The 20,823-nt window shown below is 55.7% G+C and carries 22 protein-coding genes; 3 read left to right on the forward strand and 19 right to left on the reverse strand.

Annotated elements, in window-relative coordinates; all coding sequences use genetic code 11:
* Positions 1 to 370: 370 nt before the first annotated feature.
* The 11 genes from flgL to flgB all read right to left on the reverse strand — a co-directional run bounded on the left by flgL (position 371) and on the right by flgB (position 11,106).
* Positions 371 to 1,312, reverse strand: a complete 942-nt coding sequence (flgL, locus tag HNEAP_RS08790) for a flagellar hook-associated protein FlgL (RefSeq protein WP_012824622.1) — start codon at positions 1,310 to 1,312, stop codon at positions 371 to 373.
* A 12-nt stretch (positions 1,313 to 1,324) separates the two neighbouring features.
* Complete coding sequence (gene flgK / locus HNEAP_RS08795; RefSeq protein WP_012824623.1) at positions 1,325 to 2,974, reverse strand: flagellar hook-associated protein FlgK; 1,650 nt, start codon at positions 2,972 to 2,974, stop codon at positions 1,325 to 1,327.
* Positions 2,975 to 3,191: 217 nt separating this feature from the next.
* Positions 3,192 to 4,253: a flagellar assembly peptidoglycan hydrolase FlgJ gene (gene flgJ / locus HNEAP_RS08800; protein ID WP_012824624.1), complete on the reverse strand. Its 1,062-nt coding sequence runs from the start codon at positions 4,251 to 4,253 to the stop codon at positions 3,192 to 3,194.
* A gap of 175 nt (positions 4,254 to 4,428) precedes the next feature.
* On the reverse strand, positions 4,429 to 5,547 hold the full coding sequence (locus tag HNEAP_RS08805; RefSeq protein ID WP_012824625.1) for a flagellar basal body P-ring protein FlgI: 1,119 nt from the start codon (positions 5,545 to 5,547) through the stop codon (positions 4,429 to 4,431).
* Between the two features lie 17 nt (positions 5,548 to 5,564).
* Positions 5,565 to 6,257, reverse strand: coding sequence for a flagellar basal body L-ring protein FlgH (gene flgH / locus HNEAP_RS08810; RefSeq protein WP_012824626.1), 693 nt, complete (start codon positions 6,255 to 6,257; stop codon positions 5,565 to 5,567).
* Between the two features lie 23 nt (positions 6,258 to 6,280).
* On the reverse strand, positions 6,281 to 7,069 hold the full coding sequence (gene flgG, locus HNEAP_RS08815) for a flagellar basal-body rod protein FlgG (RefSeq protein WP_012824627.1): 789 nt from the start codon (positions 7,067 to 7,069) through the stop codon (positions 6,281 to 6,283).
* A gap of 10 nt (positions 7,070 to 7,079) precedes the next feature.
* A complete protein-coding gene (flgF, locus tag HNEAP_RS08820) occupies positions 7,080 to 7,823 on the reverse strand; it encodes a flagellar basal-body rod protein FlgF (protein ID WP_012824628.1) in 744 nt (247 codons plus the stop codon).
* Positions 7,824 to 8,232: 409 nt separating this feature from the next.
* Entirely contained in the window at positions 8,233 to 9,489 is a 1,257-nt protein-coding gene (flgE, locus tag HNEAP_RS08825) for a flagellar hook protein FlgE (protein WP_012824629.1), read from the reverse strand.
* A gap of 53 nt (positions 9,490 to 9,542) precedes the next feature.
* A complete protein-coding gene (locus tag HNEAP_RS08830; protein WP_012824630.1) occupies positions 9,543 to 10,280 on the reverse strand; it encodes a flagellar hook assembly protein FlgD in 738 nt (245 codons plus the stop codon).
* 12 nt (positions 10,281 to 10,292) lie between these two features.
* Complete coding sequence (flgC, locus tag HNEAP_RS08835; RefSeq protein ID WP_012824631.1) at positions 10,293 to 10,694, reverse strand: flagellar basal body rod protein FlgC; 402 nt, start codon at positions 10,692 to 10,694, stop codon at positions 10,293 to 10,295.
* Between the two features lie 13 nt (positions 10,695 to 10,707).
* Positions 10,708 to 11,106 carry a flagellar basal body rod protein FlgB gene (gene flgB, locus HNEAP_RS08840; protein ID WP_012824632.1) on the reverse strand — a complete coding sequence of 133 codons (399 nt, stop codon included), beginning with the start codon at positions 11,104 to 11,106 and terminating at the stop codon, positions 10,708 to 10,710.
* A 143-nt stretch (positions 11,107 to 11,249) separates the two neighbouring features.
* On the opposite strand from flgB, the gene HNEAP_RS08845 reads away from it, so the two are divergent.
* Both HNEAP_RS08845 and radA read left to right on the forward strand, forming a co-directional pair.
* Positions 11,250 to 12,524 (forward strand): HlyC/CorC family transporter, encoded by a 1,275-nt coding sequence (locus HNEAP_RS08845; RefSeq protein WP_012824633.1) that lies wholly within the window; start codon positions 11,250 to 11,252, stop codon positions 12,522 to 12,524.
* Positions 12,524 to 13,906: a DNA repair protein RadA gene (gene radA, locus HNEAP_RS08850; protein WP_012824634.1), complete on the forward strand. Its 1,383-nt coding sequence runs from the start codon at positions 12,524 to 12,526 to the stop codon at positions 13,904 to 13,906. The genes HNEAP_RS08845 and radA overlap by 1 nt, the downstream gene beginning before the upstream one ends.
* 53 nt (positions 13,907 to 13,959) lie before the next feature.
* Here the strand turns inward: radA and HNEAP_RS13060 are convergent, their stop codons facing one another.
* Entirely contained in the window at positions 13,960 to 14,091 is a 132-nt protein-coding gene (locus tag HNEAP_RS13060) for a hypothetical protein (protein ID WP_012824635.1), read from the reverse strand.
* Between the two features lie 115 nt (positions 14,092 to 14,206).
* Positions 14,207 to 14,602 carry a HEAT repeat domain-containing protein gene (locus HNEAP_RS12325; protein WP_012824636.1) on the reverse strand — a complete coding sequence of 132 codons (396 nt, stop codon included), beginning with the start codon at positions 14,600 to 14,602 and terminating at the stop codon, positions 14,207 to 14,209.
* A gap of 320 nt (positions 14,603 to 14,922) precedes the next feature.
* On the opposite strand from HNEAP_RS12325, the gene HNEAP_RS08860 reads away from it, so the two are divergent.
* Positions 14,923 to 15,354: a hypothetical protein gene (locus HNEAP_RS08860; RefSeq protein WP_012824637.1), complete on the forward strand. Its 432-nt coding sequence runs from the start codon at positions 14,923 to 14,925 to the stop codon at positions 15,352 to 15,354.
* Positions 15,355 to 15,446: 92 nt separating this feature from the next.
* On the opposite strand, the gene HNEAP_RS08865 is transcribed toward HNEAP_RS08860, so the two are convergent.
* The 6 genes from HNEAP_RS08865 to rsxA are packed head-to-tail and all read right to left on the reverse strand — an operon-like array spanning position 15,447 to position 20,817.
* Positions 15,447 to 16,142 (reverse strand): electron transport complex subunit E, encoded by a 696-nt coding sequence (locus tag HNEAP_RS08865; protein WP_012824638.1) that lies wholly within the window; start codon positions 16,140 to 16,142, stop codon positions 15,447 to 15,449.
* Complete coding sequence (locus HNEAP_RS08870) at positions 16,135 to 16,905, reverse strand: RnfABCDGE type electron transport complex subunit G (RefSeq protein WP_012824639.1); 771 nt, start codon at positions 16,903 to 16,905, stop codon at positions 16,135 to 16,137. The genes HNEAP_RS08865 and HNEAP_RS08870 overlap by 8 nt, the downstream gene beginning before the upstream one ends.
* 10 nt (positions 16,906 to 16,915) lie before the next feature.
* Complete coding sequence (gene rsxD / locus HNEAP_RS08875) at positions 16,916 to 17,965, reverse strand: electron transport complex subunit RsxD (RefSeq protein WP_012824640.1); 1,050 nt, start codon at positions 17,963 to 17,965, stop codon at positions 16,916 to 16,918.
* A complete protein-coding gene (rsxC, locus tag HNEAP_RS08880; protein ID WP_012824641.1) occupies positions 17,962 to 19,665 on the reverse strand; it encodes an electron transport complex subunit RsxC in 1,704 nt (567 codons plus the stop codon). Before rsxC ends, rsxD begins: the two co-directional genes overlap by 4 nt.
* Positions 19,658 to 20,236: an electron transport complex subunit RsxB gene (gene rsxB / locus HNEAP_RS08885; RefSeq protein WP_012824642.1), complete on the reverse strand. Its 579-nt coding sequence runs from the start codon at positions 20,234 to 20,236 to the stop codon at positions 19,658 to 19,660. The genes rsxC and rsxB overlap by 8 nt, the downstream gene beginning before the upstream one ends.
* Positions 20,236 to 20,817, reverse strand: coding sequence for an electron transport complex subunit RsxA (gene rsxA / locus HNEAP_RS08890; protein ID WP_012824643.1), 582 nt, complete (start codon positions 20,815 to 20,817; stop codon positions 20,236 to 20,238). Before rsxA ends, rsxB begins: the two co-directional genes overlap by 1 nt.
* Positions 20,818 to 20,823 lie beyond the last annotated feature (6 nt).

Genomic DNA, 20,823 nt, shown 5'->3' on the forward strand with positions numbered 1-20,823 from the left:
GAGCTCTCTAACTAGGTCAAGGAGGGGTACACGCATTGGATAAACGGCTACCGTTTCGACTTACTCAAGGAAGCGCTGAACAGTTCTATTCTGGGGGTTTTAAAAGGGCGAAAATCAAAAAACGAGATTAGAGCACCTCAAAATACCCGTGATTCGTCGTTCCCGCGAAAGCGGGAACCCAGAAAAATCAAGGCGCTGGATTCCCGCCTACGCGGGAAAGACAAGTTTTTCGAGCTTCCCATTATTGATTTCATTCTTGAACGATCAGTTGTGTGATCGTTCATCGCAGTGCATCCCCGCCGCGCTCAGACAGTCCAATTTGATCAAAGGTTCCTCAAAAAAACCAAAATCAGGAGGACCGTTTGAGAAATCAACGAATATAGTTAAACAGGGACAGACTTTGGATTTTCACCATGCTCTGCTGGGTCGCCTGTAAATTGAGGTAGCTTTGATTCAATTTGGTAATGGCGCTGGCGACATCGGTATCGCGCAAACCGGAAAGCGTTTGTTGGGTAAGCACATTTTGTGCGGCGTTATCGTTTTTAGCCGTGCTCAGCGTATTGAGCGCATTACCCATGCTGCCGCGCGCGTCCGTCACCTGGTTCATCACAGCATCAATATCTTTTTGCGCATTTTGATAAATAGTCTGGAGATTTGCGGGCTGGGTCGTAATAGCCGTTTTCAGTTGATCAATGACTTGCAGAATGCTGGCATTTCCGCCTGTCGTTGCACTGGATGAGAGTTGGAAAATCTGCCCGGCTGGCTGATTAATGGCCACGGACTGCTGATCGGAAATGGCCAACTTGACACTTGTGACGTTTTGAAAAGACGGACTGGTGGAATCCAAGGCGGGATTAAGCTGACCGCTGGCGTCATAGGGTTTTTCACGTGCGACCGTACCGGAAAACAGATACTCCCCGCGCTCGTCCGTGGCATTCATTTGACCAGCCAAAGCCTTTTGCAGTTGATCCAGTTGATCCGTCAGTGCGGACAGTGACATGCCATTTTGCGCAGCGTTGTTCGCTTGGATGGCAACATCACGCACGCTTTGCAGCATCGTGGTAATTGAACCCAAGGTCGATTCCTGCACCTGAATCTTACCGGTCGCATTGTCGATATTCGTACTGTACTGATTCTGCTTGCTATTGAGCACAGACAGATCGCTAGCCGTCGAAAAGGCGACCGGATCTTGCGCCGGGTTGGTCAGTTTCACACCCGTTGCGATTTCTTGCTGAGACTGCAACATCGCGGACTGCTGCTGTTGCAGATTGCTCAGGCCCTGTGCAAACACCATGGAAGTAGAAACACGCATATCCGAATCCTCTTAACGAAAGGCAGAGAGCAGCGATTGGAAAATCGTATTGGCCGAGCTGATCGACTGTGACAGCGCCTGATATTGTTGTTGATATTTCAGCAGGTTCGCCGCTTCTTCATCGAGATTAACCCCGGAAACCGACTGCTGCTGGGCCGTTAGATTCGTCAGGGTGGCACTGGCCGCTTTGGCTGCAAGTTGAACCTGCCCTGCAAAAGCGCCAGCTTGGCTAACCGCCGAACTCACGCTCTCGGACAAACTGGAACCATTGTTCGCTCCAGCCGCCGTTTGCCCGACGACGGTAGCCGAGCTCAAATCGAATAGCTTCTGGATTTGGGTATTGTCACGCGAGTAGGCAGGCTGGCCTGCTTCTGCTGCTGCAATCCCAGAAGGGCTTTGCTGGACCACGCCAATCTTCCCGGCTGCGCCCACCGTCGGCAGGATATTAAGCACATCGCCTGATTGCGGTGCGCCCGCAAACGTCACATCCAGACCAGGCAAGCTGAGCGTACCGCCCGAAGCGACTGTCAGCGGTGCGGCGCCATTGCCGGGCACGGTGCTCACCTGCCAGTTGGTACCGTCGTAACGCGCAAGGTAAGTTTGCCCCGTCAGCAAGGTAGGATCGGAGTAGGCCCCAGTCGCAGAACCGGTCCCTTTATTTGTTGGTTGCGCCGTCGTCTGCGGCGCGAATGCGGATACGTCCGTGAACAAATTCGTTCCTGTGTTCCCGTTCAAATCTACACCGGTGGTTTGATTCTGGTTGACCTGATCGGCTAAAACCAGCGCGGCCCTGCCCAATTGGTTACGCAAAGGGGTAATCAATTGGCTTTGAGCCTCAAGCATTCCGCCCAAGGTGCCGCCTTTAACACGTGAGGTAATGTCGGTATTACCCAAGGTGATGTTCAGGCCGGAAGGCAGGTTTCCCACGCTGAGGTTGGTCGCCGTTGAGTTCAAAACCAGCGATTCGCCACTGGCTAACGTGAGGTTGATATTGCCTTGATTGTCCGGATTGGCCTTCACGTCGATCAGCGAGGAGATTTGGGTAATCAACTGATCCCGTTGATCGAGCAGATCATTGGGCAGGGCATTGGGGTTGGTTGCCTGCGCTTTACTGATTTCACCGTTGAGTGAAGCCACCTGCTTGGCGTAGGTGTTGATTTGCCGACCAATATCCGTGGCTTGCTGGCCGATCTGGTTATCGAGACTTTGCAACTGGCTGTCGATTCGATTGAAACTGTCGGTCAGCGCTTGTGCCGATCCGAGGAAGGTCGAACGCGCCGTGGCGTCCGTCGGGTTAGCGGCGATTGCCTGTGTCGCATTGAAGAACGCCTGGGTTTGCTGCGCGATGCCCGACGAGGTATCCCCCAGCAACTGGGTCACCTGAGTGGTGAAATCATTCTGGAAGGTCAGGCTACTGTTGGTTGTTGTCGCGGCATTGAGTTGACTGGTAATGAACTGATCGTACACGCGAGTAACCGAAGCCACCTGCACGCCTGAACCGATATAGCTTCCGTTTTGATACTGGGCCTGCATGGAAGCCAGATTGACCCGTTCACGCGAGTAACCCGGCGTATTGGCGTTGGCGATATTATTACCCGTCGTGGCGAGTGCCTGCTGCATGGCCAACAGGCCGGTAACGGAATTGCTCATCAAGTCTGGCATGGCCAAAACCTCTTTTAGGGTATGCGGTCGTTATCGACCAAGCTTTTGGAAACTTGAGCCTTTTGCACGAAAAAATCAATAAAAGGGCGCATCGAAAACCTTTCGAGGTGCCTGTGCACCACATGGATGTGGTGCCGCGTACGTTCGTTGCGGGAAACCCGCAACGAACGTACGCGAAAAATCCCAAGGATAGGGTTTTTCGATGTCCACATGAGGCTCAGGACGCGCCCAAGCCATCCGACGAATCAGGGATTCGCCCGGATCGCATGATCGCAATGAGTTTGTCGGCATATTGTGGATCAGTGGCATAGCCTGCCTTCTGTAGCGCGTGCGCAAAACGCTCCGGGTCGTTCTTGTCTTTCAATGCCTGGCTATACCGAGGGTTTTCCTGCAGGAACTGCACAAAATCATTGAACGAAGCGCTCACCGAATCATAGGCCCGGAACGACGCCTTGCGTTGCACCATCGCGCCACCTTCAAATTCCAGCGTGTTGACGGATTGCTTCGCACCTTGCCATGAAGAATCGGCCTTGATGCCGAAGAAGTTGTAGTTGGCCTGCCCGTTCGCATTCACGGGTAAATGTTTACCCCAGCCGGTTTCCAGCGCCGATTGCGCCACCAGTACCTTGGCAGGGATGCCGAGTTTTTTCGCAGCCGCCTGGGCATGCGGCAAAATCGCGTTGACGAACGCCTCGGGAGAATCCCAATACTTGGGCTTATTTTGAGGGCTTACCGATGTGGCTTGGTTCGCCAGCGCAGAAACAGATGGCGCTGCATCGGACGCTTTCGCCTCAGAAGTGTTTTGCGCCTGCTTCCCCAGTGCGAAGGCCTTGAGCATCGGGTTGCGTTCCGGCAGTTTGAACGCGCGCGGGGTCGAATCGATGGTCTGTTCCGTTGCGGGATTGACCGGATGCAACGCAAAGGCATGAGGTTTGGCTTCATTGAGCGCTTTGTTCTGAGCCGTACCCGGCGTGTCCTGACTGAGCTGCCGCTCGATCATGCCCGCCAGACCGATCCCGCCATGCGCGGCAATTTTCTGTGCGACTTCCTGATCCATCATGCTCTGGAATGTTTTGCTCTGCTGGCTGTCGAGCAAGCCATCCTGCGGCGTGGCATCACGCATGGATTTCATCAACATGCCGATGAATTGGGTTTCAAACTGATGCGCGACGGTTTTCAGGGCCTCGCGCGGATCGTTCTGAGCCGTCGCTTTCAGTCGCGCCAAGCCTTGAAAGTCGGCGTAGCTGCTGACATCGGTACTTTGATTGATGATGCTCATAACACGCCCTCCCTTAGAAATCTTTGCACGAATCCATCCATGGCTTCGTGCAAGCGCGCACAAGCCGGTGCATGCCCGTCTTGTGCTCCGCAATTCAATGACTTGCGTCATTGAGCGGCAGGGCATCCATACCCTGCACGGCAAGGTCTGCATTTGTGCATACCTTGCCTTATCATCAGATCACGATCAGTTGCGCCTTTAACGCACCCGCGCTTTTCAGCGCTTCGAGAATGGCAACCAGATCGGACGGCGATGCGCCCACCGCGTTCACGGCCTTGACGATATCGTTCAGCGTCACGCCCGGATTGAACAGGAAGGCACGCTTCTTATCTTCTTTGGCGCTCACCTGGGAATTCGGCGTGACCACGGTTTGCCCTCTTGAGAATGGTGCCGGTTGCGACACCTGGGCGTTTTCTTTGACCGTCACGGTCAGATCACCATGGGACACGGCAGCGGCCTCGATCCGCACATTCTGACCGATCACCACCGTACCGGTACGCGCATTGACGACTACTTTTGCCGCCCCTTCACCGGGCGAGACTTCTATGCCTTCAAGTACCGACATGAATCCTACGCGGGCGTTGGCATCTTGTGGCGCACGCACGCGGATCGTACCGCCATCCACCGCTTCAGCCACACCCCCGCCCAGCATTTGGTTGATGGCTTTTTCCATATTCTTTGCCGTCGTGAAATCGGGGGTATTGAGATCCAGATAAACCGAATTCGCGCCGCCCATCGTGCTGGCAACCGAACGCTCGACCAGCGCGCCGTTCGGAATACGGCCAGCCGTCGGAATATTGACGGTCACACGGGAACCATCCTTGCCACTCACATCCAAGCCACCCACGAGCAAGCTGCCTTGTGCAACGGCATAAATTTTTCCATCAACGCCCTTAAGAGGCGTCATCAGGAGTTCGCCGCCACGCAGGCTTTTCGCATTGCCGATGGAAGAAACCGTCACGTCAATTTGTTGACCCGGCTTGGCAAACGGCGGCAAGCTCGACGTAACCATCACCGCGGCCACATTTTTGAGCTGTACGTTGCCCGCAGCGGGCGACAACCCCTGACGCGCCAGCATGTTCTGAATACTCTGCAAGGTGAATGGCACCTGCGTGGTTTGATCCCCTGTACCCGGCAATCCCACGACCAGACCGTAACCGATGATCTGATTGTTGCGCACGCCGGCAAAGGTGGCCAAATCCTTGATGCGCTGCGCAGGTTCTTGCGTCACAGCCTGGGCTACCGTCACCGGCAGCAGCAAACCCACCAGCATAATCAGCATGAAATGGCGCATGATTGGCCTCACTCGAATTAGAAAGGAAAAATTGGGCTGTTGAAGAATCGTGCCAGCCAGCCCATGTTGTTGGCGTCATTCACGGTGCCCGTTCCGCCGTAGGAAATATGCGCATCGGCAATCCGGGTAGAGAGCACGGTGTTATCCGTCGCAATATCCTGCGGGCGAACCAATCCGGATAAGCGCACGTATTCCGTACCCTGGTTGATTCCGATGTATTTCTGGCCTTGCACGAACAAGCTGCCGTTTGCATAGACCCGCGCGACCGTCACGGAAATCTGCCCTCTCAAGCTGTTGGTTTGTGCACTTGTGCCATCGCCTTTGAATTGGTTGGCCGTGGAAATCGAGGCGCCAAAGCGATTCATGAGGTTGGCAGACAACCCACCGATGGCCGGTGGTGTGATCGCGACTGAATCGGCCTTGCTAGTGCCGGTCGTGGCGCTCTTGCTGCCGTTCATGCTCTCTTGCAGCACCACCGTCAAAATGTCGCCCACTCGATAGGGTCGGGAGTCGACAAACATGTTATCCATCTGACCGGACTGGTAGATCGAGCCGTTATTCTGCATGGGATTGTTGGTAGACGCCTCCGGCGGCATGACGACCGCAAAAGACGGATCGGGCTTCATCGGCGGTTGGCTTGCGCAGCCACTCAAGCTGGCGACGATACTCAGGCCGATCACACCCAAACCTAAAATTCGATATCGGTTCATACCCCAACCCTTCCTAATCAAGCTCAGGTGTTCTGATTCAAGGTCTGCAACATGCTGGATGTCGCGGAAATGGCCTTGGAATTCATTTCGTAGGCACGTTGCGTTTCAATCATGCTGACCAGCTCTTCGACCACGTTCACATTGGAGCTTTCGAGCATGCCTTGCTGCATATTGCCCACGCCGTTCAAACCGGGCGTGCTGGTTTGTGGCGCGCCGCTGGAGCCGGATTCCAAAAACAGGTTATCGCCTATGGGCTGCAAACCGGCGGGATTCACAAAATCGGCCAGATCGATCGTACCGACCTGACTCGGCTGGGCCTGCCCCGCCAGTTGCACGCTGACCGTGCCATCTTTACCCACCGTGATTGATTGCGCGCCCTGCGGCACGGTAATCGCCGGTTGCAAGGGGTAACCGTTCGCCGTGACGACTTGACCATTGCTGTCGAGACTAAAGCTCCCATCACGGGTATAAGCCACGGAACCATCCGGTTGCAGCACCTGGAAAAACCCACGGCCATTGATCGCCAAGTCCAGTGCGTTATTGGTGGTTACCAAGTTGCCTTGGGTATGATTCTTTTCCGTCGCCACCACCTTGACACCCGTACCGATATTCAAACCGGTGGGTACTTCGTTCTGTTGCGTGTTGGCCGCGCCAACCTGACGGTAGTTCTGATAAATCAGATCTTCGAATACCGCCCGATCCTGTTTGAAACCCGTGGTGTTGACGTTCGCCAGGTTGTTCGAAATCACGGACATGCGGGTCTGCTGGGCATCAAGGCCGGTTTTGGCAATCCATAAAGCAGGTGTCGTCATGATTTAATCCTCAACTGAATTTCAATAATTGATCGGCCGCCGAACTATTGGCATCGGCCGTTTTGATCATCTTGGTCTGCATTTCGAACAGGCGGCCGTACTCGATCATCTTCACCATCGAGTCGACCGGATTCACATTGCTGCCTTCCAACACGCCGCTGGCAACCTGCACGGCTGCGTCCGGTTGTGGGACAGGCGTGTTCGGTTTGAGCGCGAACAAACCATCCCCGCGTTTTTGCAGATCGGCCAATGGCGGATTGACCAGACGAATCCGATCGATCTGCGCCGGTGCATTGACATCGCCGCCAAGCGGGATGATCGAGATCGTGCCATCGCCCAGAATATCGATCTTGCTTGCCGGCGGAATGGCAATCGGCCCTTGGTTGCCCAGCACGGGAGCGCCGGTACCGGTTTGCAGTTGTCCATTCGGTGAGATATGCAGATCGCCGCGGCGGGTATAAGCCGTCGAACCATCGGGCGCCTGAACAGCCATGAACCCCTGCCCCTTGAGCGCAACATCCAAGCTACGCCCCGTTGTCATCAGTGGGCCCTGGGCAAAATCGGTGCCGCTGCGCTCATCCTGGGCATACACCCGGCTTGCATAACCGGGGCCATAAACCGGCATGGATTGAAAAGCATCCAGATCGGCCTTAAACCCCTGGGTGCTCACGTTGGCCAGATTGTTGGCATTGGTCGATTGGGCCAGCAGCGTTTGCTTGGCGCCACTCATGGCAATGTAGGCGAGACGATCCATAACCGGCTCCTCACTGAATAATGAATACAGTTGTTTCAAAGCACAGGACGTGCCAATTATTGAAAATCAGCTCCAAACCTTAGCCTGATGCGGTATAGCGCCATGGCTTGTCACCACAGAGACGCAATAGCCAATTTTATGACGCCATCCTGACATCCCGTTCACACTTGATTTAGGGAAGCGCTGATTTATTCAGTGCTTCCCGTTTGGGGCAGGATGGCCCAACACGAACAAAGACGTACGTCTTTGATTCGTGAGAGCCATCGCGGGCGTGTACCGCGATGAGCGAGCTGATTTATTCCAAGGATGGAATAAATCAGCATTTACTTAGGGCAAAAAAAAGACGGCACACTGTCCGTCTTTTAGATCACGCTTTGTCCAATCTACCAGCCAGATTTACCGGCCAGGTTTACCGAATGTTGATCACAGAATCAGTCGCTGTTTTGTCTGTCTGAATCGCTTGCGCATTGGCCTGGAAGTTACGCTGAGCCGTAATCAGATTCACCAGTTGCTGAGTCAGATCGACATTCGACTGCTCCAGTGCGCCGCCCTGAATCAGACCGAAGGTGCCGGTACCCGGTTGACCGGCTGTGGGCGCGCCCGAATCGACCGATTCCGCCCATGAATTATTGCCAACCTGTTTCAGGCCCTGCGGATTACTGAAATTGGCGAGCGCCACCATCCCCAGCGGAATATTCTGACCATTGGAATAGCTCGCCTGAATCAGGCCATTGCTACCAACCGATACACCCGTCAATTGCCCGGTGGTATTCCCGTCCTGCGACTGCGCAGCCATGTTGAACGGCGCATTGTATTGAGTGGAATCGCCTTGAGTCTGGACATTGATATTCAAGGGCGCCGCGCCGGTGCCCAAGCTGGCGGCCGTGGCCGTCACCGCAAATGGCGCGGGCGTGGTCGGCAGTTGCCCGTTGGCATCAAAGGTCAGCGTCGATGGCCCCTGAATAGGTGTTTGTGTATCTACTTGATAGTACACATTCCATTCATTGGGATTGGCGGTCTTGACGTAATAACTCGTCAACGTATGGGTATTACCCAAAGAATCATAAACTTGCTGCGAATTCGCCTGCGTATATGAAGCAGGATCAGGCGTCGCCTGCGTCGTATCGAATGGCGTCACCGTGGGTACGGTCGCGCTGGCAGGCAGGTTGAACGACTGTGTCACCAGAGTGGTGGCCTTGGGCGCACCTGCGGCCACCGGCAACTGGATCGGCTTGGCACTGGCCAGCGAAGTGGATTGCAATGTGCCGTTGGCACTCACCGGTAATGCTTTGAGGTACTGGCCGTTGGTATTCACGATGAAGCCGTCTTTATTTGCGCCCAGCGCACCGGCGCGGGAATACACCGATTGCAGACTGTCCAACGTCGGCTGGAAGGTAAAGAAGCCCTGCCCGGAAATCGCCAGATCCAAAGAGTTGTTCGTGAACTGCAAGCTACCCTGCGTGAACTGCTGTTGGACGGCCTCGGTTAAAACGCCCTGCCCTGTGGCGGTTTTGCTGTTGCCATAAGCGCTCACGGCGTAAATATCGCCAAACTGCGCACGCGAGCTCTTAAACCCGGTCGAATTGGCGTTGGCGATATTGTTACTGGTCACATCCAGATCTTTCTGGGCTGCGTTCAGCCCCGTAATCGAGGTATTAAATGACATGGGAGTTTCTCCTTAACATGAGTACAAACATTACTGCCGGATCAATCCCAGCATCAACTGATAATTTCAACGACATCGGATAACTTTGCGGGTGGCAGGCCACCATCCAGATTCAGTTGCGGGCCGCTGCTCGTCACGCCGACGCTACTGATGACCGCGCCCACGTAAGTTTGCGCCGCCTGCCCCTGACCGTTCACCGACGCGTTCGCCGTCACGGTGTAGGCCCCTGCCGGAGCAACACTGCCATCGGGCATGGTCCCATCCCAGGAAAACGTCGGTCGCGCACTCCCTGAAACAGGTACGCTTTGCGTATCCACGACCTGTCCGCTGGCATTGGTGATCGATACCGATACACTCGTGGCCCCTGTGGGAATATCCACCGCTCCCAGAATCCCGGACGCCTTCGTCGTGCCGTCGGCAGCAGTCGAGTTGTACATATGAGCGGTATCGCCTTTGACGATGGCCGCCTTACCGACCAGGGCCGCTGCCTGCATGATCTGGCTCGACTGCAACGTCGATTGAAAACCGTTGACCGTCGTATTGAGCTGACTAATCCCTTGCAGCGAGCTGAACTGCGCAAGTTGCGCAATCATCTGGCTGTTGTCGGTGGGATTTGTCGGATCCTGATTTTGAAGCTGTGTTGTCAGCAGCTTCATGAAACTGTTCATATCGAGGGATTCTGCACCATTGCCCGACGTACCGCTGGTGCTGTTGGCGCCACTGCCCGTCGCAGAGGAAACGGCCAATCCCAAACTGGCGTATGGGTTGGTTGCTGTCGTACTGGTTGTCATAGTTCAGGACTCCTATTGGCCGAGTTGCAAGGTTCTTAGCGCCAAATTCTTGGCGGTGTCCATCATCTGCACGTTGGTTTGATAGGAGCGTGAGGCCGACAACATATTAACCATCTCTTCAACCGGATTTACGTTCGACGAATACACATAGCCATCTTTATTGGCCAGTGGATTTCCGGGTTCATACAAAGCAGGATTCGGCGCGGTGCTCTGGGTGATGCCCGACACGCGCACACCCACCCCACCGTTTTGCTCCATGACTTGCTGGAATACCGGCTCGCGGGCCTTGTAGGCATCTTCGGGTTTGGTGGCCACCGCATCCGCGTTAGCCATATTCGAGGCCGTGGCATTCAGCCGCAACGACTGCGCCGACATGGCCGAACTGGATACATTGAAAATCGAAAATAAACTCATGATTAATGCCTCACTACTGACCGGTCAGGGCAGAATTGATGCCCTTGATCCGGCTATTGAGAAAACTCAGCGTTGTTTGATAAGACACCGCGTTTTCAGTAAACCGTACCCGCTCACGATCCATATCGACCGTATTCCCATCCAACGCGGGCTGGTCGGGGATACGGTACAATTCTTGCGCTCCACCGTTTTCTGCCGTACCGGACAACTGCCCAGGCTGATTGTGCGCCAGCGCCAACGGCTGCCCCGCCGATCCCTGACCGGCCGCAGCCTGCAAAGCATCGTGGAACGACAGATCCCGCGCCTTGAAATTCGGCGTATCTGCATTGGCAATATTCGAGGCTAAAATCCCCATGCGCTGCGATTGGAACACCAATGCCTGACCATGGATTCCGAAAATTGAATCACTCATCACGGTTACCCTCCCGCTTACTCGATGAGGAATACTTAGCGATAACCGTGCCAACTCAATTACACCCAGAAGACGATCAATTTCCCGCCCGACGCATTTTTTGCGTACACTAATCCTCTGTTTGGCCACACACAGATCCTTCATTGAACGACATACATCTTGGCGTGCTGATATCGGCACTCGTTATTCTCATTTTGCTATCGGCGTTTTTCTCCAGTTCAGAAACTGCGCTCATCTCTCTGAACCGCTACCGAATGCGCCACCTGGCCAAGCGTGGGCACGGTGGTGCGGTGCGTGCGCAAAAACTGCTTGAAAAGCCCGATCGAATGCTCGGGCTGATTCTTCTGGGCAACAACTTCGTCAATATTCTGGCTTCCTCGATCGCTACCGTGGTCGGTCTTCGCCTGTTTGGCGACAGCGGCCTGGCCATTGCCACCGGGGTGATGACCTTCGCCCTGCTGATTTTCGGTGAGGTCGCACCGAAAACCGCGGCGGCCGTTGCACCCGAGCGCTTCGCCTGGCCCGCCGCCTACATTTACAACTTCTTGATGAAGCCAACACTGCCCTTGATCCGGTTGATCAACCTCATGGCCAATGGACTGCTTCACCTGCTCGGGTTCAACACCAAGACCAGACAAGTCCAGGGCCTGTCAGCCGCCGAGTTGCAGACCATCGTGCGCGAGTCCAGTCAACATCTGCCCGATCAACATCAGGAATTGTTGCTGTCGGTGCTCAACCTGGAGCAGGGACAGGTCGAAGACATCATGATCCCACGCGCGGATATCGTCGGCATCGACATCAGCGCGCCTTGGGAAGAGGTACTTGAGCAAATCAAACACCTGTCCTATAGCCGGGTGCCGGTCTATAAAGGGTCCGTCGAAAACACTATTGGCGTCATTACGGTGCGCCGTTTGTTCGGGCCACTGATGGACGGTTCGCTCACCCTCAGCCGGCTCAAACGCCTGCTGCGCGAACCCTACTATGTGCCCGAGGGAACAGCGCTAACCACCCAGCTGCTGAACTTTCAAAAGGAAAAGCGCCGCTCGGCACTGGTGGTCGACGAATACGGCGATGTTCAGGGACTTGTCACCCTCGAAGACATCCTCGAGGAAATCGTTGGCGACTTCACCACGTCACCGGTCACCGACAACGACGTGGTTCAATCCGAAGCCGACGGCAGTTACCTGCTCAAAGGGACCATGCCCATCCGTGAAATCAACCGAGAGCTGGCCATCGAACTGCCCACACAAGAAGCCAGCACGCTCAATGGCCTGATCATCGAACAGCTCGAAGCCCTGCCCACCGTGGGGGCTTTGGTCGATCTCGATGGCATCCGAATCATCGTCGAATCCGTACATAATCGCGCGGTCGCTACCGCACGACTGACGATTCAGAACGAACCCTCCAGCGATCACTGATGGCGCGCGCCAAGGAAAAATCCGCCTTCGTCTGTCAGGAGTGCGGCGCCGATTTCCCCAAGTGGGCAGGCCGTTGCAGCGAATGCGGGGCATGGAACAGCCTCACCGAAATCCGCCTGCCCAGTAACGCATCGTCTGCCAGTTCACCCGGTGTCAGCGGCTATGCAGGAAGCAACCCGCAAACCACCCTGATTTCCGAAGTGCGCATCAGCGAAACGCCGAGAGAAACAACCGGGCTGGATGAACTCGATCGCGTGTTAGGTGGCGGCTTAGTCGAAGGCTCGGTGATTCTCATTGGCGGCGATCCGGGTATTGGCAAATCAACCCTTTTGCTGCAAACCCTGCTCACACTGCAGGCGCATATGCCCTGCCTCTACGTGACCGGCGAGGAATCGCTGCAACAGGTCGCGTTGCGCGCCCAGCGCTTAGAAGCCGATCTTTCCGGCAAACAAGGCCAGCTCACCTTGATGAGTGAAACATCGGTCGAGGCCATTCTGGCGCACTGCGCCCGCCAATTACCGCGATTGCTGGTGGTCGATTCCATCCAGACCCTGCACACCGAAGGGCTCACCGCCGCACCGGGCTCGGTATCTCAATTACGCGAAGGCACGGCGCAGCTTGTCCGCTTTGCCAAACGCCACGAAGTGACCATCTTCATTGTCGGTCATGTCACCAAGGAAGGCGCCCTGGCCGGGCCGCGCGTGCTCGAACACATGGTCGATACCGTACTTTATTTCGAGGGTGATCCCGGTGCGCGTTTTCGGGTGATTCGTGCGGTCAAGAATCGTTTTGGCGCCGCCAATGAAATCGGCGTATTCGCCATGACCGACCGCGGCCTGAAACCCGTCACTAACCCATCCGCCATTTTTTTGTCGCGCCATGAACAACCGGTTCCCGGCAGCGTCATTACTGTCACGCGTGAAGGTACCCGCCCCTTGCTGGTCGAAGTTCAGGCGCTCGTTGCCGAACACCCCGGCGGCAACCCAAAGCGCTTGACCGTCGGCCTCGACCAGAACCGGTTAGCCATGCTGCTGGCCGTGCTGCACCGGCACGGCCAAATCGCTTTGTATGATCAGGATGTGTTTCTGAATGTGGTTGGCGGCGTGCGCGTCGCGGAAACGGCAGCCGATCTGCCCAGCCTGCTGGCGATTCTGTCGAGCTTCCGGGCCCGGCCGCTACCGGAAGGATTGATTGTTTTTGGTGAAGTGGGACTCGCCGGTGAAATCCGCCCCGTCAGCGGCGGGCCCGAGCGCCTTGCCGAAGCCGCAAAGCACGGCTTTACCCACGCCATCGTGCCCAAAGCGAACATGCCCGCCCGCCCTATCGACGGGCTGAAGATCACCGCTGTCAGCCACCTCAATCAGGCGCTGGAACTGCTTTAAAGCTCAGCGTCTTCATAACGCCCCCGCAATAGCGGGGGCTACAAGTAGCGGACTTAGTGCTGCTTCTTCTCTTTGAGCGCGTCGCCCGATTTCTTCCAGAACCACCAGAACACATACGCGGGCATACCGACGATGCCGATCATGGCCAAAACAGACAGCAGGACAATTTGGAATTCAACGTGCATGACTCATGTTTCCTTGTGAACAACCAAGCCCATGCAATAGGGCAATAGACACACCTTATCGAGAATTTGTGTCATTTCAACCAAGTGAAACACTTATGTATTCAACTTCGCAAAGTTATCCTTCCAGGAGCCTTGATAAAGCCCGTTCTGCGACATGTCGGATAACCGCTGAAGGGTGGGTTTTTGAAATGGTATCGATTCCCTGCCTGGCTTCCTTGGTATTGATTTGCATGAGCGCATCAATCGCTTGAGTACCCTGAACCACATCACTTGGCCATTGGGCAATCAGATCAAGCAGCGGCTTAACTGCTTCCGGCGCGGCCAATCCTGCTAGGGCAATCGTGGCCGACATACGCGCCTCCGACTCAGGATGGCCCAAGGCGTGAATCAGACGCGTCACATAGGGCACGTGATGAAGATACTGCTTGATGTTCGTGTGGCAATGCGGGCAGATTTCAGTGGACTCAGCCACTTTGGTAAAACACTGTGGACAAAAAAATGTTGCAGCCATCGTCAACACCTTATTGAGCGAGCGATTTATGAGAGGCACCCGACCCCGCAAACGATTGAAATAGGAAGTTTTTAGTGCGAACCGCCTACACTAAGCGCCTGTAAAAATCCCCGTGGAAGGGGTTTTTCGAGTACCGCTATTGAGTCACCGAGCAGTGCAAAAAACTCATACCAAGGCTATCATTTAAGATAGCCCAGCCCAAATAAAAACAAGATGGTGCTCAAGGAGCATTGTCATTCAGCACGAAGCCAATACGGGTTGATAAAGCATGTTCAACCTGACGTTTGCATCGTCAGCAAACCCCATACGAGGAATCAACAATGTACGAATTTACCTTTCTGACCTCAGATCGCGGCGAAAATTTCATCAACCATCTGAAAACCCTCGGCATTACAGCCACTTCGCGTGTCGATCCGATTAATGAATCCGTAACGAATGTGGCCATTCCGGACGATATCGACGATAACCTGCTGGATCAGATCGAGGCATGGTATGAGGACGAGACATCCCGGAATGAGGCCGCCGCCCGCGCATTGGAAGATGATGGCGATATCGTTTCTGCGGGTATCTGGGTTCAGTTGGAAAATGGGGGCTCGAGTCTTGCTCGGGTTGATCCGAATATAATGAACCGCATTCTGACCGTGCTGACACCGGACGAACTCGGTCACTTTGTCAGCGTGATTGCCGATGCCGTCGAGCATCCGGACGTAACACCCATCTGCCACAACAAGAGCACCAGCAGCTGCGGCTGATCTGGCACTGATCTCTGGCCCTGATCCGGCTTGATAGCACAACTACTCGACACTGGCCTTATGATGACGAGTGCATGTGTACCCGCTCTCTTCTATGAAGCCGTTGCCGCCTTGGGCAGCTCCAGCGCAACAGGCTGAGCTAAACGCGCGGCTCTGCACTGTTCTATCGCCTGTTTGATGGCAATCAGGATAGCAAGCGCCATGAACGCGCCCGGCGGCAAAATCGCCAACAGGAAATGGGCTTGTTCCGGCAAAACATGAATCGTCCAATTGGCCGCCATCGGACCGAAGAGTTGCTGTGCATTCGCCAACAATGTGCCGAAACCCAGCAATTCGCGAATGACCCCCAGTGCCACGAGCACGAGACCGAAACCCAGCCCCATCATCAGCCCGTCATACAGGGACGGCAGAACCGGATTACGAGCCGCAAAGCCCTCTACACGCGCGATAACGATGCAGTTGGTCACGATGAGCGGCAGGAAGATGCCCAGTACGTGGTAGAGCGTATTCAGGTAGGCATTCATCCAGAGTTCGATCACGGTCACGACCGAAGCGACAACCATCACGAACACCGGCAAACGCACTTCGGGCCGCACCCAATGACGAATCACCGAAGCCAAGCCGTTGGAAACCACCATCGTCAAGATGGTCGCCATCGCCAATCCCAATGAATTGACCACGGTATTGGAGATCGCCATCATCGGACACATGCCGAGAATCTGGACCAACCCCGGATTGTTTTTCCAGAGCCCTTGTACCGCAAGATCTCGATAGGAAATATCACTCATGGTTCACCTCTGCTGGTATGTGTGCCGCTTCTGGTTTGTCTTTTGACTCGTCATCACGTTCATTTCTGGATGAGTGGGCTGCATCAAACAATTCGGCATGATGCAAACGCACATACTCCAACACCTGATGAATGGCACCGACGACGGCACGGGGCGTGATGGTCGCACCGCTGAACTGATCGAACACGCCGCCGTCCTTCTTCACGGCCCAGCCCTTTTCGCCCGGATTGGCGAGGCTTTTACCATCGAAGCCAAATATCCAATTTGTCTTGTTCGCTTCGATCTTGTCACCGAGGCCTGGTGTTTCGTTTTGCTTGGTCACGCGCACACCGGTGACCTTGCCTTCGCGATCGACGCCGACAATGAGTTTGATATCACCGCTATAGCCATAATGCGTAATGACCGGCAGAACGACGGCAGTTACAGTGCCATCCTTGATTGCCCTAAAACCCACAATGCCGGCACGAATCGATTCCGACAGCCGTGTAGCCGCGTCATTGGGTTCCGGTTTCAGTGGCGGCAAGTTCAACGCTTCGGGGTCAGGCATCAAAAAGGCGGCATTCGCAGGATTATTATTGAAACTACCGGGAAGCAGAACCGCCGAGACCTGCCCGCGCAGCACCGCCAATTCGCCTTGGGCAATGCGTTCACGTGTGGCTTCCTGCGTCATCGACACCACACCAACACCCACGACAGAAAAACCACCCAGCAACAATGCCGTAATGACGATCCGGCTTTTATCCAATGAGAGCAGGCGTTTCATACCATCGGCCTCATTTTATGGGCGCCGACTTCTTATGGCCGAAAACCTTGGGCTGGCTGTAATAGTCGATCAGCGGTACGCACAGGTTCATCAGCAAAACGGCAAAGGCAACGCCATCCGGATAACTGCCGAAGCTGCGAATCAGCACGGTCAACACGCCGATACCGAAGCCGAAAATCAGGCGGCCGCGTGGTGTCGTCGAAGCCGTCACCGGATCGGTTGCCACGAAGAATGCACCGAACACGGTCGCCCCCGTGATGAGATGAAACAGTGGGCTGGCGTGGCGCGCCGAATCCAGCAACCACAGGAATCCGGACATCACAAGAACACCGGTGATCATCGCCACCGGAATATGCCAGCGAATGACGCCGCGCCATAAAAGAAAAGCGCCACCGGCAAGGAACGCCAGACTCAGCCACAGATTCCACGACTGAGCCAACGAAGTCCCACTGAACAGGCTTTGCGTCACGTTGTGGATGGTGGCACCGGTGCTAAGCTGTTCCCGCGCGTGATCAAGCGGCGTAGCGACGCTAAGACCATCGTACCCCACCCCATTGGGCAACACCCCAGAAAAGGACCAGGCAAGCGACTGCATAAAGTTGAGCGCCGAGCCCGAGCTGTCGATAGCCGGCCCCCAGCGCGTCATGGGTTCTGGAAACGAAATCAGCAAAACGACGTACCCGACCATCGCCGGATTGAACAGGTTGAACCCCAGGCCGCCATACAATTGCTTGGCGACGACCACGGCAAAAACGGTGCCGAATACCGGCAACCACCACGGCCCCAGGTTGGGGAGGCACAGCGCCAAAATCCAAGCCAGCACGATGACCGATCCATCACCGATGGCTGGGCGAACCGGGCGAGCACGCAGGGTCAACATCGCCGCTTCCGCCACCAAACCAGCGATCACAGCAAGCAGAATGTTGATCAACACTCCCCATCCCAACAGGGCAATCGCGACAGCGGTACCCGGCAACATCGCCAGCAACACGGTCAGCATGACGCGGCGGACGCTATTGGACACCTCGGGCAACGGCGCGGTTTGTGGAGAAAATTTCATGGTGGATCGCTCTCGGAAATCGATTCTTGTTGTGACCGAACCTGAGGTTGTTCATTCGCTGCGGCCCGATCAGCGTCCAAGGCTTCGCGTCGCGCTTTGGCCCGCGCCCGTGCGGCTTCGACAGCGGCATCCTTACTGGCGGGTGCCTCGGCGCCGTGCGGGGCGGGCTTGTGCGTACCAAACGCATCCGAGGCAGTTGGCGCTGCGCTGGCATCGTCGGTAGCGGCTGCGGTTTTGGCTGCTAACGCCTGACGTTTCTTGTTCAGAGCGGCTTCACGCTCCGCCTTGATTCGTTCCAGTCGCTCGTTGCGGAACTCGAAACGCTCACGCGCCTGACTCGCCTTGGATTTCTCCCGCTCCCGCGCCCAGACTTCGGTTTTCGCATAGCGATAATAATCGACCAGCGGCAGGTGAGATGGGCAAACCGCACTGCACACGCCACATTCGATGCAATCAAAGAGATGGTATTCAACCACGCGATCAAACTGCTTGGCGCGGGCGTACCAATATAACTGCTGCGGCAACAAGTCGGCGGGACAGGCTTCAGCGCAGAGACTGCAACGGATGCAAGGCTGCGGCGCGGGTTCGGCGGGTCGATCTTGTGGCCGCAAGGCCAACAAACAGTTGGTGGCCTTGACCACGGGCACCTCATCTCCATGCAATGCAAAGCCCATCATCGGGCCTCCCATGATCAGCCGGTCGACCTCGGATCGATAACCGCCCGCTTCGGCCACCACATCACTCATCAGCGTGCCGATGCGTACTTGCAGGTTTTCGGGCTGCGCTATGCCCTCTCCTGTGACCGTCACGATGCGATCGAGCATCGGCTCACCCAGCGTGACGGCACGATGAATCCCAACCACGGTCGCAACGTTCAAACAAAGCAAGCCGTATTCGATGGCCCGATGGCCGCGCGGCACTTCGATATTGGTCAACACCTTGATAAGTTGCTTTTCGCCGCCCGCTGGGTAACGCGTGGGCACTGAATACACCTCAAATCGCGGATCAGAGCGGCTGGCCGACTGCAAAGCAGCCAAGGCTTCGGGTTTGTTATCTTCGATACCGATCAGGCAGCGTTCCGCGCCGATCATGTGCATGGCAATGGCGGCACCACGCAAAATTTCAGCGGGTTGCTCGCGCATGAGCCGATCATCGCAGGTGATGTACGGCTCGCACTCCGCCCCGTTCAGGATCAGGGTACGCACCGCTGCTTGTCCTGTTGCCATTTTTGAGGCGGTCGGAAAGACCGCACCGCCCAGTCCGACGATACCCGCCTCACGCAGTCGCCCACGCAATTGAGCGGGCGAGATATCCTGATAATCGACCCAAGGCGTCATGCGCTCGGCCCAGATATCGTCACCATCGGCCTCCAAGATGATGGAGGGTGCGGATAATCCACCAGGGTGCGCGATGGGCTGCGGGGAAATATCCACGATGGTTCCGGATGTCGGCGCGTGAACAGACGCCGATACGAAGTCGGTAGCCTGAGCCAGCACCTGTCCCTTCCCGACACGATCCCCGACCTTAACCACCGCCCGCGCCGCTGCGCCGATGTGCATATGCAAAGGCAGCACATAACGCGACTGCAAAAGCATGACCCTGATGGGGCGATCACGGGTCAGCGCCTTGTTCTCAGGCGGATGAATGCCGCCATGGAAGGTAAACGGCGCGGGAACCGGACGCTGTCCCATCTCAGACATGCGCGTATTCCGCCGATTTGGTGGGCTGGGTGATCAATGGTTTTGGCTCGGGGAAGCGAAAGCCAGCCAAACCAGCATCCAGCGGCACCATGTCGATACAATCGACCGGACACGGTGCGACACACAATTCACAACCCGTGCACTCGGCGGCAATAACCGTGTGCATTTGCTTGGCCGCGCCCAAAATCGCATCAACAGGGCAGGCCTGAATGCATTTGGTGCAACCAATACAGACCGACTCGTCAATCACCGCAAGGAGCGGGACGGCTTTGGCTTCGCCATTTTCGGCATTGAGCGGCTTGGGCTCCACACCCAACAGATCGGCCAGATTTTTGATGGTCGTCTCGCCACCGGGCGGACATTGATTAATATCCGCCTCCCCTTTGGCAATGGCCTCGGCGTAGGGCTTGCAGCCGGTAAATCCGCATTGGCCGCACTGGGTTTGCGGCAAAATGGCATCGATTTTCTCCGCCAGCGGGTTGCCTTCCACATGAAACCACTGGGCTGCCACGCCCAGCACAATACCGAAGGCCAATGCTAAGCCCGCGGCCACAAGGATGGCCGTCAACATCAGACTTTCACCATGCCGGCAAAGCCCATGAACCCCAATGCCATTAAACCGGCGGTGATCAAGGCGATCGGTACACCTTCAAACGCCATGGGCACATCGGCCACATTGATGCGCTCACGCAGGGCCGAGAACAGAATCAATACCATGGAAAAACCAATCGAGGCGCCAAAGCCATACAGCGCCGATTCCACAAAATTATGCGCCTGCTGCACGTTGAGCAACGCCACGCCGAGCACAGCGCAGTTGGTGGTAATCAGGGGCAGATAGATTCCGAGCACGTTATGCAGCAATGGGCTGGTTTTACGCACCACCATCTCGGTGAAATTCACCACCACCGCGATCACCACGATGAACATGATCGTACGCAGATAGGTGAGCCCCAAGGGTTCCAGAATGAAAGTTTCGGTAAGGTAACTGGCAATCGCCGAGAGCGTCAGCACAAACGTGGTAGCAAGCGACATGCCGATGGCGGTTTCGATTTTCTTGGATACGCCAAAAAACGGGCACAGCCCCAAAAACTTGACCAATACGAAATTATTAACCAACACGGTGCTGACAAGAATCAAAACGTATTCAGTCATGTTGCC

The organism is Halothiobacillus neapolitanus c2, from assembly GCF_000024765.1.
GTDB classification, from domain to species: domain Bacteria; phylum Pseudomonadota; class Gammaproteobacteria; order Halothiobacillales; family Halothiobacillaceae; genus Halothiobacillus; species Halothiobacillus neapolitanus.